This is a genomic window from Acinetobacter sp. UC24323, assembly GCF_024151445.1.
GTDB classification, from domain to species: Bacteria; Pseudomonadota; Gammaproteobacteria; order Pseudomonadales; family Moraxellaceae; genus Acinetobacter; species Acinetobacter baumannii.
In genome coordinates this window covers 52,412-65,358 of the sequence record NZ_JAHIBY010000006.1, presented here as the reverse complement: position 1 = coordinate 65,358, position 12,947 = coordinate 52,412, and the positions used below count along the sequence as shown (strand labels likewise).

12 protein-coding genes are annotated in these 12,947 nt (G+C 40.8%); 10 read left to right on the top strand and 2 right to left on the bottom strand.

Going from position 1 to position 12,947, the window contains the following annotated elements; translation table 11 throughout:
* Positions 1-23 precede the first annotated feature (23 nt).
* The 5 genes from KNQ97_RS09660 (at position 24) to recJ (ending at position 5,846) form a co-directional block, all read left to right on the top strand.
* On the top strand, positions 24-389 hold the full coding sequence (locus tag KNQ97_RS09660) for a YkgJ family cysteine cluster protein (RefSeq protein WP_000952249.1): 366 nt from the start codon (positions 24-26) through the stop codon (positions 387-389).
* A gap of 135 nt (positions 390-524) precedes the next feature.
* Complete coding sequence (gene guaB, locus KNQ97_RS09655; protein ID WP_000956023.1) at positions 525-1,991, top strand: IMP dehydrogenase; 1,467 nt, start codon at positions 525-527, stop codon at positions 1,989-1,991.
* 149 nt (positions 1,992-2,140) lie between these two features.
* A complete protein-coding gene (glmM, locus tag KNQ97_RS09650; protein ID WP_000119868.1) occupies positions 2,141-3,478 on the top strand; it encodes a phosphoglucosamine mutase in 1,338 nt (445 codons plus the stop codon).
* 10 nt (positions 3,479-3,488) lie between these two features.
* The gene (gene pdxH / locus KNQ97_RS09645; protein ID WP_001286115.1) at positions 3,489-4,145 is read left to right on the top strand and encodes a pyridoxamine 5'-phosphate oxidase; all 657 of its coding nucleotides are present in this window, start codon (positions 3,489-3,491) and stop codon (positions 4,143-4,145) included.
* On the top strand, positions 4,146-5,846 hold the full coding sequence (gene recJ / locus KNQ97_RS09640; RefSeq protein ID WP_253612156.1) for a single-stranded-DNA-specific exonuclease RecJ: 1,701 nt from the start codon (positions 4,146-4,148) through the stop codon (positions 5,844-5,846). It abuts the gene before it with no gap.
* Between the two features lie 43 nt (positions 5,847-5,889).
* On the opposite strand, the gene KNQ97_RS09635 is transcribed toward recJ, so the two are convergent.
* Positions 5,890-6,657, bottom strand: a complete 768-nt coding sequence (locus tag KNQ97_RS09635) for a putative porin (protein WP_000731728.1) — start codon at positions 6,655-6,657, stop codon at positions 5,890-5,892.
* A 392-nt stretch (positions 6,658-7,049) separates the two neighbouring features.
* Between KNQ97_RS09635 and prfB the strand changes: the two genes are divergently transcribed.
* The 5 genes from prfB (at position 7,050) to KNQ97_RS09610 (ending at position 11,899) form a co-directional block, all read left to right on the top strand.
* Positions 7,050-8,145, top strand: a protein-coding gene (gene prfB, locus KNQ97_RS09630) for a peptide chain release factor 2 (protein ID WP_096640204.1) whose coding sequence is annotated in 2 segments (ribosomal slippage) — positions 7,050-7,121 and positions 7,123-8,145 — 1,095 coding nt in all. Because the reading frame shifts where the segments join, the coding sequence is not laid out codon by codon here.
* Positions 8,146-8,344: 199 nt separating this feature from the next.
* The gene (locus KNQ97_RS09625) at positions 8,345-8,647 is read left to right on the top strand and encodes a helix-turn-helix transcriptional regulator (protein WP_000350419.1); all 303 of its coding nucleotides are present in this window, start codon (positions 8,345-8,347) and stop codon (positions 8,645-8,647) included.
* Between the two features lie 28 nt (positions 8,648-8,675).
* Entirely contained in the window at positions 8,676-9,734 is a 1,059-nt protein-coding gene (locus KNQ97_RS09620) for an alkene reductase (RefSeq protein ID WP_000819048.1), read from the top strand.
* Positions 9,735-9,902: 168 nt separating this feature from the next.
* Entirely contained in the window at positions 9,903-11,195 is a 1,293-nt protein-coding gene (locus KNQ97_RS09615) for a 3-deoxy-D-manno-octulosonic acid transferase (RefSeq protein WP_253612155.1), read from the top strand.
* Positions 11,192-11,899: a 16S rRNA (uracil(1498)-N(3))-methyltransferase gene (locus KNQ97_RS09610; protein WP_253612154.1), complete on the top strand. Its 708-nt coding sequence runs from the start codon at positions 11,192-11,194 to the stop codon at positions 11,897-11,899. The genes KNQ97_RS09615 and KNQ97_RS09610 overlap by 4 nt, the downstream gene beginning before the upstream one ends.
* Here the strand turns inward: KNQ97_RS09610 and KNQ97_RS09605 are convergent.
* Positions 11,879-12,859 carry a mechanosensitive ion channel family protein gene (locus KNQ97_RS09605; protein WP_000752853.1) on the bottom strand — a complete coding sequence of 327 codons (981 nt, stop codon included), beginning with the start codon at positions 12,857-12,859 and terminating at the stop codon, positions 11,879-11,881. The two genes, KNQ97_RS09610 and KNQ97_RS09605, sit on opposite strands and share 21 nt — an antisense overlap.
* Positions 12,860-12,947 lie beyond the last annotated feature (88 nt).

Genomic DNA, 12,947 nt, shown 5'->3' with positions numbered 1-12,947 from the left:
TGATGACGAGAATTTGAATAAAAATGTTATCTCAAGTTGCGACTCCAGATGAATGCCTACGCTGTGGGGCATGTTGTGCACATTTTCGGGTTTCATTTTACTGGGCTGAGGCCGAGTTAATGGAAGAACATCTAGTTGAACCTTTGACACCTGTCTATTCATGTATGCGTGGAACTAATCAGCCTGAGCCCCGATGTCAGGCTTTGACGGGTGAAATTGGTAAAGAGGTGGGTTGTTCCATCTATGCGGTGCGTAGTTCTACCTGTAGAGAAGTGCAGATTGCGGATGAGCAGTGTAATAAAGCTCGTTTAGCGCACCAGCTTATTCCTCTTATTCAAGTTAGCCCGGCAGATTCAGAGAATGATCACGACTATGATCAGGTGAGTTAAATATAAGCTAACACAATAATAAGTGGGAAATATTTAGAGTAGGCGAATATCTATTGCTGAAAAAGGCAAAGATAATATGAAAATTGCATCGAAATTTGTTTATAATAGCTCACGGAATTTACCAGTGAGATTGTTATGCTGACCATCGTTCAAGAAGCGCTAACCTTCGATGATGTCTTATTACTTCCTGCCTACTCTACTGTTCTCCCAAAAGATGTCTCTCTAAAGACACGTTTAACTCGCGGCATTTATTTAAATATCCCATTAGTTTCAGCTGCAATGGATACAGTGACTGAGTCACGTATGGCGATTGCAATGGCGCAAAATGGTGGTATCGGGATTTTGCACAAAAACATGGATATTGCTGCTCAAGCTGCAGAAGTACGCCGTGTGAAAAAATTCGAAGCGGGTATGGTGAAAGACCCTATCACTGTAAGCCCTGAAACTACAGTACGTGAACTGATTGCAATTACCTCTGCTAATAACATTAGTGGTGTACCTGTTGTTAAAGACGGCAAGGTTGTTGGTATTGTGACAGGCCGTGATACGCGTTTTGAAACCAATTTAGAACAACCTGTTAGCAACATCATGACAGGCCAAGATCGTTTAGTCACTGTACGTGAAGGCGAGTCTAAAGAAAATATTCAAGCATTATTGCAAAAACACCGTATTGAAAAAGTCTTGGTCGTTGGCGAGAGCAACGAACTTAAAGGCTTAATTACAGTGACTGACTTCCGCAAAGCTGAGAGTTATCCAAACAGTTGTAAAGATGATCTTGGTCGTTTACGTGTTGGTGCTGCGGTAGGTACAGGTGCTGATACACCAAGTCGTGTGGAAGCATTGGTTGAAGCTGGTGTTGACGTCATTGTTGTTGATACAGCACATGGCCACTCTGCTGGTGTAATTGAACGTGTACGTTGGGTGAAACAAAACTTCCCTCAAGTACAAGTGATTGGTGGCAACATTGCAACTGGTGATGCTGCATTAGCATTATTAGATGCAGGTGCAGATGCTGTAAAAGTGGGTATTGGTCCTGGTTCTATCTGTACAACACGTATTGTGGCTGGTATCGGTATGCCACAAATTTCTGCAATTGACAGCGTTGCTAGTGCATTAAAAGATCAAATTCCTTTAATTGCAGATGGCGGTATCCGCTTCTCTGGCGATATGGCTAAAGCGATCGGTGCGGGTGCAAGTACGATCATGGTTGGTTCATTACTTGCAGGTACTGAAGAAGCGCCGGGCGAAGTTGAGTTTTTCCAAGGTCGTTACTACAAAGCATATCGTGGTATGGGTTCATTAGGTGCAATGGCGGGAGCAACTGGTTCTGCTGACCGTTATTTCCAAGATTCAAAAGCGGGTGCTGAGAAGTTAGTACCAGAAGGAATCGAAGGCCGCGTTCCATATAAAGGCCCAATGGGTAATATCGTTCATCAAATGATGGGTGGTTTACGTTCATCGATGGGTTATACAGGTTCAGCTGTGATTGAAGATCTTCGCCAAAATGCGAAATTTGTGAAAATTACTTCAGCAGGCATGTCTGAGTCACATGTTCATGATGTAACGATTACTAAAGAAGCTCCGAACTATCGTGTTGGTTAGATTTTGGTAACCAAAACAATCAAGAAAGCCGTCAGTACACTGACGGCTTTTTGTTTTTGGTGTAAAGTAAATCCGATGAAAAGAGATATGGCGGAATAGCCATATATGAAATGAGCCACGGCTGAAGTGGCGTAAAAATGAGATAAGCTATGAGTTATTTTGGAACGGATGGTATTCGTGGAAAATTTGGGCAAATGCCGATTACGCCAGAGTTTGCTTTAAAACTCGGTTTTGCTGCAGGGAAGGTATTAAAACGAACGAGTCCGAAAAATAAACCACTTGTTGTATTAGGAAAAGATACTCGTTTATCCGGTTATATTTTAGAGTCTGCTTTGCAGGCGGGATTAAATGCTGCTGGTGTATATGTTCACTTACTTGGACCATTACCGACACCGGCAATTGCACATCTTACCCGTGCCTTACATGCACATGCAGGGATTGTTATTTCTGCATCACATAACCCATATTTTGATAACGGGATTAAGTTCTTCTCAAGTGAAGGTAAAAAATTACCAGATTCATTGCAGGAAGAAATTAATAAAGAATTAGAAAAAGATTTATTTATCGAAGACACTGCAAACTTAGGTAAAAGTGTTCGTGTGACCGATGCAAATGGTCGTTATATCGAATTTTGTAAATCTACCTTCCCATATCATTTTGATTTAAATAATTTAAAAATTGTTGTGGATTGTGCTCACGGCGCTGCTTACAGCGTTGGCCCTTCGGTTTTCCGTGAACTCGGCGCTAAAGTTGTCGCTTTATACAATGAGCCAGATGGTTTAAATATTAATGAAAACTGTGGTTCAACTCATCCAGAGAGCTTACAAAAGGCGGTTGTGGAACATGGGGCTGACTTAGGTATTGCCTTTGATGGTGATGCTGACCGTGTAGTGATGGTTGATAAGTTCGGTAACTTAATTGACGGTGACCACATCTTATATATTTTAGCGACTCAGGCAAAAAATAAGCCAGCAGGTGTTGTTGGTACGGTAATGAGTAACATGGCACTTGAAGTTGCACTTGAAAAAGCAAATGTTGGCTTTGTCCGTGCAAAAGTCGGTGACCGTTATGTGTTACAAGCCCTAGAAGAAAATGGATGGGTAACAGGTGGTGAGCCTTCTGGTCATATTCTGACTTTAGACAAGAGCACAACAGGCGATGCGATTATTGCAGCATTACAAGTGTTAACTGTGATGGTTGAGCAGAACAAAGCGCTGCACGAATTAGTTCACGACTTTAAACTGTACCCACAAGTTCTTGTAAATGTACGTTTGGAACAAATGCTTGATCCATATTCTATTCCTGCATTAGTTGCTGAGTTTAATAAAGCTGAAGAGCAGCTCAAAGGACGTGGACGTATTTTAATTCGTAAGTCTGGAACTGAGCCAGTCATTCGTGTCATGGTTGAAGGTGATAACGAGCAAGAAGTGAAAACTTTAGCTGAACATTTAGCAAATGCAGTTCGTTCACAGGCACAAGTCGCATAAGGTGTATGGCATGAGTGATGTCATTAAAGACTTAAGTGAATTGCGCTTAAGCTATGAACAAGGCGAGTTGTACGAGACTCAAGTTGCTAGCAATCCCCACGAACAATTTCTAGGTTGGTTTAATCATGCCTTAGCAGCTAACTTGCATGAACCGTATGCAATGTCATTAGCAACTGCGAGTGCTAGTGGTCGTCCGCATGTCAGAACTGTGTTGTTACGCGGTGCGACAGAAGCGGGCTATGATTTCTATACCAACTATGACAGCCAGAAAGGTATAGATTTGGCAGAAAATCCATATGCTGAATTGTTATTTTATTGGCCAAGTCTAGAGCGTCAGGTACGAGTAGGTGGGCATGTTGTAAAAATTCCTGAACAGGAATCTACAGACTACTATCATAAACGTCCACGTGATAGCCAGATCGCAGCTCATATCAGTACCCCCCAAAGTGGCAAAATTGAAAGTCGCGAGTTGTTACAACAGCGTTTTCAAGACTTGCAACAACAAGTTCAAAGCCGTGAAGTACTCGATAAGCCGGAGTTCTGGGGCGGATATCGTCTACAGCCGGATTATTATGAGTTCTGGCAAGGGCGACCAAATCGTTTACATGACCGCTTGAGTTATGAAAAAATCGACGGTCAATGGACGTTGCACCGACTGATGCCTTAAATGACAAAAATACAAATTAAACAAAGACCTTTATTGACACGCCCTGAACAGTTTCAGGGCGTGCCTCCGTTTATTGCCGAAATTTTGGCAAGACGGGGCGTACAATCCGAGCAAGAACTAGAGTTAAAGCTTAAGAATTTACTGGCTCCTGAACTCAAAGGGTTGGACGCTGCTGTAGCATTAATGGATCAAGCCATCGATGAGCAGAAAAAAATAGTTATTGTGGGGGACTATGATGCTGATGGCGCAACCAGCACTGCTTTAATGATGCTCGTGCTTCGCGATATGGGAGCACAAGTCGACTATCTGGTACCGGACCGTTTTAAATATGGCTATGGACTTACTCCTGCCATTGCTGAGCTTGCTCATCACACCTATCAACCCGATCTATTAATTACAGTAGATAATGGAATTTCTAGCCATGCTGGTGTTGATGCAGCACATGCCCTAGGCATGCAAGTGATTATTACTGATCATCACTTAACGACTAAAGAAACACCACTTGCAGAAGCAGTTGTTAATCCAAATCAATTAGGCTGTGAGTTTCCAAGTAAGGCACTTGCCGGTGTTGGCGTTGCTTTTTATGTACTTGCCAATTTGGCGAGTCTACGCAATAGACAGGGTAAAAGCACAAGTAAAGTGACTCAATATTTAGATTTAGTCGCTTTGGGAACTTATGCCGATGTTGCTGTTTTGGATTATAACAACCGTATTTTGGTTGATGCCGGTGTAAAACGTATTCAGCAACATCAGTGTCGAGTGGGAATCTTAGCCTTACTCGATATCGCTGGTCGGGAAGCTACTTCAATACGTGCTCAAGATTTAGGTTTTGTGCTCGGACCGCGCATTAATGCTGCTGGACGTATGGAGAGTATGCGTATTGGGATCGAGTGTTTATTGGCCGAGACAATGGAAACTGCATACCCCATTGCTCAGCAATTAAATCAGTTAAATATCGATCGCCGTCAAATTGAAGGGGAGATGAAGCAACAAGCTTTATCTGCTTTAGACAGTTTACAACTCTCACAACAAGATATTCCCGCGGCGCTTGTTCTGTTTAAAGAAAACTGGCACCAAGGTGTCATCGGGATTGTCGCGGGACGTTTAAAAGAACAGTTTCATCGCCCAACGATTGTGTTTGCTCCAGATGAAGATGGTATTCATATTAAAGGCTCAGCACGTTCCATTGATGGGGTGCATATTCGAGATACCATTGAACAAGTTGCCGAACAACATCCTGAGCTGGTGAGTCATTTTGGTGGACATGCGGCAGCGGCAGGCTTAACGATTCGTAAAGAAAACTTTGAAGCTTTTAAAACTGTATTTAATGATTGTGTAGCTGCTATGGATGAATCAATCTTTCAAGCGACATTATGGACCGATGGTGAGCTACCTGTCTCTGCTTTGCAATTAGATACCTTAAACTGGATTGAGCAATTAGGTCCGTGGGGACAAAAATTTCCACTGCCTCAATTTGAAGGATATTTTAAAGTTATCGATTTTCGTTGGCTCAAAGAGACACATTTAAAGCTTAGATTAGCGATAGACCAATATAGTTTCGATGCTATTGCTTTTAATGCAGCAGGTCGCTTCGAGTTTGATCCGATGCGAGACCATGTGCATTTGGTTTATGAAATAGACCGTAATGTCTTTAATGGTAATGTGAGCTTACAGCTACGCATTGTGCATTTAAATCAATAAAAAAATCCGCTCAATTGAGCGGACTTTTTTAATCTAGGTTAGATTAGAAGCGGTATGCTGCACGAACACCATAAGTGTTGTCGTTATCACCGAATCCAACACGACCTTCAACACTTACTTGCTGATTTAAGAATTTTTTAGCATTGATACCAAATTCATCTTTATCAGTTAAGTCGTTATTGTAGTAGTCCACACCTAAACTTAAAGTTTTATCGATGTAGTAGTCACCACGAACTTTATATTCGTCAAGGTCACCAAACGCACCATAAGCTTCAAGGTTTACGTCATGTTGACCAACTTGGGTTACATACTTAGCACGAACGGTAGGATCTGCACCGTCTTTACCGTCTTTCTCGTCGTAACCTTTAACACCTAGAGCAAGTAATAAACCAGGAGCTGGTAAATAACCTACTTCTGCAGCATAAGTAGTCACTTTACTGTCGATATTAGTGTTGTCGATTTCACGTTCGTTTCTGCCTACATCACCGCTAAGGTAAAAGTCAGAGTTAGGAACGAAGTACTCAACTCCTACGCCATATTGAGTGTCTTTTGTGCCGCTGTTATCGCCATAGTTAACATGTGCGTTAACGTTACTTGCACGGTTTAAGAATGCTGCTTCTGCAAGCGGTGCATTACGTGTTTGAACAGGGTTGAAATAATAAGTCCCATCAACACCGAATTTGCTTACGCTGCTGCCGTTATCTGGATCAAGATAATTGTAAGAACCACCAACTTCAGCTTGGTAAGCGTTTGCTGCGCCACTTACTGCAAGCGCAGATAAAAGAGCTGATGCAATTGCTAGTTTTTTCATGGAATCTCTCCCCTCTAAAAACGATTTTATAAATGTTTTGTTACAACTTTCAGTCTAGAGCAAAATCATTCACCGTCAATCTTGTCCAAGTAACTGGACTGTAACCATGTGCTTTTTATGTAACTACATTTAATTTAATATATTGATTTTAAATAATAAAAAAACAATGTTTTATTTTATTAAAAATGAGGAGATTTTGTGTAGAAACTTAAAAATGCTGGAAAAGTACCCAATTTTGTATGGGGATGTTACGAGTTAAGCTTAAAATCTACTGAAAGAAAATTAGCAAACTTATTCATTGAAATAAGAGTTAGCGATTAAAGCAGGTTCGAAGATAACCGTAGCTATGATAAAATATTCGACTGTTTATCTGCTTTTATGGGAACACTCGCGTGGAAATTAATCCTTATCTAAACCAATTGAAAGACTTAACTGATCGTAGCCAAACACTACGGGGGTATCTTTGACTACGATCTAAAAAAAGAACGTTTAGAAGAAGTTTTACGTGAGTTAGAAGACCCTGCGATCTGGAATGATCAAAACCGTGCTCAGGCAATGGCGAAAGAAAAGGGCGAACTAGAAAACGTTATTAATGTATTAGATGGCTTATCTACACAGCTTGAAGATGCAAAAGCAATGTTGGATTTGGCTGTAGAAGCTGATGATGAAAGCTTGCTTGAAGATGTTCAGTCTGAACTGAGTACTGCTGAAGAAGAATTAGCAAAACTTGAATTCCGCCGTATGTTTAGCAATCCAATGGACCCGAATCCTTGCTATGTCGAGATTCAGGCGGGTTCAGGTGGTACAGAAGCACAAGATTGGGCTTCAATGCTATTACGTATGTATATGCGCTGGATTGAACGTCATGGTTTTAAAGCAGAACTTATGGAAGTCTCTGACGGTGACGTCGCAGGTATCAAATCTGCAACGATTCGTGTTGAAGGTGAATATGCGTATGGTTGGTTACGTACAGAATCTGGTGTACACCGTTTAGTACGTAAATCACCATTTGACAGTGGTAACCGTCGTCATACTTCATTCTCTGCGGTATTTATCTCCCCAGAAGTTGATGACAATATCGAAATTGATATTAATCCTTCAGATGTTCGTACTGATACTTACCGTGCATCTGGTGCAGGTGGTCAGCACATTAACAAAACCGATTCGGCAGTACGTTTGACACATATTCCGACTGGTATTGTAGTGGCATGTCAGAACCAACGTTCACAGCATGCGAACCGTGATCATGCATGGAAACAGTTACGTGCAAAATTGTATGAATTAGAAATGCAAAAACGTAATGAAGCCGCTCAAGCACTTGAAGACTCGAAGTCTGATATTGGTTGGGGTAGCCAAATTCGTTCTTATGTACTTGATGACTCTCGAATCAAGGATTTACGTACGGGTGTTGAAAATTCAAATACTGGTGCGGTTCTTGATGGTGACCTTGATCGTTTTATTGAAGCGAGTTTAAAACAGGGGTTATAAGAGTCTTTTGAACTTTTAATTCTCTATAACTCTTAAATTTTTAGCGATTAAAACGGCAAAGCAGTTCAGTGTTTGGAAGTTAATCGGAAAAATACGATATGAATATCGAAAAAAATAGATATGAATATCGTAAAAATACGATATTATGTTTTCGAAATGCTGAACAAAGCTTTGTTCGTTTACAAGACGTGTTGAGCCTATGGATATTGATGCAATTAGCAAAGCCCTAGCCAATCCTCTGCGTCGGCAGATTCTGCAATGGTTAAAAGAGCCGGAGCATTATTTACCAGTAGAAGAGTGTGGTGGTAGTTTTGAAAAAGGGGTTTGCGCAGGTCATATTGAACGTTTGGGTAAAGTAGCTCAGTCTACAATGTCCAATCATTTGTCTGTATTACAGCAGGCGGGTCTCATTCAGGTCCAAAAATATGGACAATGGTCTTATTTTTCACGTAACGAAGCTTTGATTCAGCAATATATCGAACATTTAAAACAAACACTTTAAAACAAATAAAGTGTAAGTCGAGGCGATCATGGCTGAACTCAATACTCCCTTAACAGTTGGTGATTTTGAAATTAAAAATCGACTGGTAATGGCCCCATTAACACGTGCGCGTAGTGGCGAAAGCCGTGTTCCAAACGATTTAATGGTGGAATATTATCAGCAACGTGCAAATGCTGGTCTCATTCTCACTGAAGCAACAGTGATTGGTTCAAAAACCGTAGGTTATGCAGATACTCCGGGACTATGGTCACAAGAGCAAGCACAAGCATGGAATAAGATTATTGAAGCAGTTCATGCTCAAGGTTCAAAAATTGTAGTTCAACTGTGGCATGTGGGTCGTATTTCACATCCAGAGCTGTTAGATGGCGATATTCCTGTTGCACCGAGTGCGATTCAACCTGCGGGTGAAGTAAGTTTATTACGCCCTAAACGTCCATATGTAACGCCACGTGCGCTTTCAATTGAAGAAATTCAGGAAATTGTTGCTCAATATAAGCATTCAGCTGAATTGGCTAAAGCAGCAGGTTTTGATGGCGTTGAGCTACATGCAGCAAATGGTTATTTAATTGACCAGTTCCTTCAAAGTAATACTAACCAGCGTGATGATGAGTATGGTGGTCCGGTTGAAAACCGCGCTCGCTTGTTATTAGAAGTAGTTGATGCCTTTATTGAAGTGTGGGGCGCTGGCCGAGTAGGTGTGCATATTGCACCGCGTGGCGACTCGCATGATATGGGTGATGAAAACCCGCTAGCGACATTTGGTTATGTGGTTGAACAACTCAGCCAACGTAATGTGGCTTTCATTTTCTCTCGTGAATATGAAGCAGCTGATAGTATTAGCCCACAATTACGTAAAAAATTTAATGGTGTATGGATTGCCAATGAAAATCTGACACCAGAGTCAGCAAAACGTATCTTGCGTGAAGGTCAAGCAGATGCTGTATCTTTTGGTAAAGCATATATCGCTAATCCAGATCTTTTACAGCGTTTAGAACAAGGCTTACCATTAAATGAACTTCAACCAACGACTTTATATGCTAAAGGCGCTGAAGGATATACAGACTATCCGGCTTTAGAAGCTTCATAAGTTCATAATATTATTAAAATTTACTATGTGCTGAACTTGCTCTTTCGTGAGTTCAGTAAATGACTTTTCTTGTATATGGTAGAGTTTAGGTATCGAAACTCTGCCATTTTTTTTATCTATGTTATATTTTCCGCAGTTTTTGAATTTTGACTATTTGAGGCAAATCGCTTGGCGACCCCATTTTGGTACAACACCGCACTTCATTTATTAAAACCGTTTTATCGTTGGCGGATAAAAAGACGTGCAGAAAGTCTAGAATTATATCAGCAGGAATGTCTGGAAAGATTTGGGCCGTTTGAAGCACCGAAGAATGTAAAAGCGATCTGGTTTCATGCTGTTTCAGTCGGGGAAACCAATGCTGCACAGCCCTTAATTGAATATTACCTAAAACTTGGGCAGCCAGTCTTAGTGACCAATACCACGAAAACAGGTCAGGCTCGTGCCAAGTCACTTTTTCTAAAAGAACCATATTTAGATTTATTTCAAGCCGTTTATTTGCCTGTAGACCAGAAGCCTCTTTTAAAAAAATTTTTTGAGTTATATCAGCCAAAGCTTTTAGCACTGGTTGAAACTGAACTTTGGCCAAATTTAATCGATCAAGCCAAGTTACAGCATGTACCTTGTTTGCTGCTTAATGCTCGGTTGTCAGAAAAATCTGCAAAAGGATATGGCAAAGTCTCGGGTTTAACCGCAGGTATGTTAAAACAGCTGGACTGGGTGTTAGCGCAAGATAGTGCAACTCGTCAGCGTTATGTTGAGCTAGGTTTAGACGAACACAAAAGTCAGGTTGTTGGTAATATTAAATTTGATATTCATGCACCAGAGGCTTTTATTAAACAAGCAGCCCAATTGCATCAGCAGTGGTATCTGGAAAATCGGCAGGTTGTGACGATTGCCAGTACACATGCACCCGAAGAACAACAAATTTTGGAAGCGCTCGCACCTTATTTAAATTCAGATCGTGAGTTGGTGTGTATTGTGGTGCCTCGTCATCCTGAGCGTTTCGATGAAGTATTTGAAATTTGCCAAAATTTAAATTTAATTACGCATCGTAGAAGTATGGGCCAAAGTATTCATGCCAGCACGCAAGTTTATCTCGCTGATAGTATGGGGGAGCTCTGGTTATGGTATGCCTTAAGTCAGGTGTGTTTTGTAGGCGGTTCTTTAAATGAGCCGGGTGGTGGGCATAATATTTTAGAACCTATGGTTTTAAATGTACCTACTGTAGTTGGACCGCGTTATTTTAACTTTCAAACGATTGTCGATGAGTTCATTGATGAAAATGCTGTGCTTATTGCTCAAGATGCACAGCAGGTCGTTGATATCTGGTTAGCATGTCTGACAGAACCTGAGGCGACTGAACAGTTAGTGGTACAGGCGCATAAAGTGTTGCAACGTAATCAAGGTTCCTTACAAAAACATATCGGGGTGATTAATCGCTATCTGGCCGAAAAATCATGAATATTGTTTTACTAGAGCCTAAAGATGTTCAATCGGATACATGGTCTATCCATTCAAAACGTCAATTACAGCATTTGCGTGAACATCTTGATATTACAGTCGGCCAGAACCTAAAAGTTGGTATTCGCAACGGCGCCCGTTATATCACTGAAATTGTTTCGATGAATGAGCATGAAGTCTGTATATGGCCTATTCGTGAAGAACCACTACCAGCAAAACTTCCGGTTCATTTAATTGTAGCTTTACCAAGACCTAAAGTTTTACGCCGTCTAATTATGGACAGTGTGACTTTAGGTGTTGAGAAGATAAGCCTGATTCATAGTTATCGTGTTGATAAAAGCTATTGGCAAACTCCTTTTTTACAGCAAATAGACAACTACGTTACGCTGGGACTTGAGCAAGCAGGCGATACAATTGTTCCTGAAATTCAACTTTATAAACGTTTTAAACCTTTTGTTGAAGACGTCTTGCCAAGCTTAATTACGCAGGAAACACCTGCCTATGTGGCTCATCCTTATGCTGAACAACGTATGCCAATTAATATTAGCCATGCTTGTAGTGTAGTGGTCGGGCCGGAAGGGGGATTTATTCCTTACGAAGTAGATTTGCTCATAAAAAACGGCTGCCAAGCTATGAGCTTAGGCAACCGTATTTTAAGAACCGAAACGTCTATTTCTTATATTTTAGGTCGTTTGTTTAGCTGATGTTTCAGGGTTTAAAGCTGGTGGATTAGATACCATTTTTAATTCCTGAATTGGGTAAGGAATATCAATATCATTTTCATTGAAAGCTTGTTTCACTTGAGCTTGAATATTACTAATAGATGAAGAGATATCAGTTTCAGTGGTATCAACCCACCAGCGTACAGTCAGGTTAACCGAGAAATCTGCTAAAGCTGTGACGTTAACCGAAAACGCAGGCTGACTCAGTACATTTCGATCATTGTTGAGAATATCTAAAATAATCTGTTTTGCTTTTTGCTCATCATCATCATAGCCAATTCCGACTACGAACTCACAGCGTCGTTGTTGATAAGCAGTATTAACAGTTAAGGCACTTGTATAAACCGTTGCATTTGGAATAACAATACGGCGACCATCCGGTGAGCGTAGGAAGGTTGCACGGATCTGGATGTCTTCTACAGTTCCTTCAAGTGAATTCACCACAATTGAATCGCCAATACGGAATGGCTCGCTCAATAAAATCAAAATACCTGATAGTAGGTTTTGGAAAATATCTTTAAATGCAAAACCAATGGCGACCGAACCAATACCTAGCGCACTCATAAGCTGGCCTGGTGTGAACCCCGGAATCATAATGACGAGAGCTATTAAGAAACCAAAGAATAAGATCGCTGTACTACCGACACGGTTTAAAACTAAAACTAGATTTTGACGAGTATAAGAGCGATTTTCTAAGGTCTTACGAACAAAGAACTTAAATAATTTGGTCAGTAGCCAAAAAATAAGAAAAACAACAATTGCAATGCAGATATAAGGTACACGTTCCCAAAAACTATCTACGATTTTGTCGATAGTGGTATAGGCATCATGATATTTCTCGGTATGCGCTAAAACTGTTTGAGTGGTTTTAGTACCTGCTTCTTGCAAAAGTTCGCCTGTATTTTTTGCAACATCCGTTAAGGATTTTTGTTCATCAGCCACGACAAGTCTCTAATTGAATAAATTCAGAAAGCCTTTTCAGCTTCCATCATAGTAGGAGATAAAATGTGCGCCTACTATAATGAGTTCA

Bases quoted from the DNA above. Each gene is read 5' to 3' on its own strand.
- KNQ97_RS09660 (WP_000952249.1), top strand. From the start codon at position 24: ATGTTATCTCAAGTTGCGACTCCAGATGAATGCCTACGCTGTGGGGCA.
- guaB (WP_000956023.1), top strand. From the start codon at position 525: ATGCTGACCATCGTTCAAGAAGCGCTAACCTTCGATGATGTCTTATTA.
- glmM (WP_000119868.1), top strand. From the start codon at position 2,141: ATGAGTTATTTTGGAACGGATGGTATTCGTGGAAAATTTGGGCAAATG.
- pdxH (WP_001286115.1), top strand. From the start codon at position 3,489: ATGAGTGATGTCATTAAAGACTTAAGTGAATTGCGCTTAAGCTATGAA.
- recJ (WP_253612156.1), top strand. From the start codon at position 4,146: ATGACAAAAATACAAATTAAACAAAGACCTTTATTGACACGCCCTGAA.
- KNQ97_RS09635 (WP_000731728.1), bottom strand. From the start codon at position 6,657: ATGAAAAAACTAGCAATTGCATCAGCTCTTTTATCTGCGCTTGCAGTA.
- KNQ97_RS09625 (WP_000350419.1), top strand. From the start codon at position 8,345: ATGGATATTGATGCAATTAGCAAAGCCCTAGCCAATCCTCTGCGTCGG.
- KNQ97_RS09620 (WP_000819048.1), top strand. From the start codon at position 8,676: ATGGCTGAACTCAATACTCCCTTAACAGTTGGTGATTTTGAAATTAAA.
- KNQ97_RS09610 (WP_253612154.1), top strand. From the start codon at position 11,192: ATGAATATTGTTTTACTAGAGCCTAAAGATGTTCAATCGGATACATGG.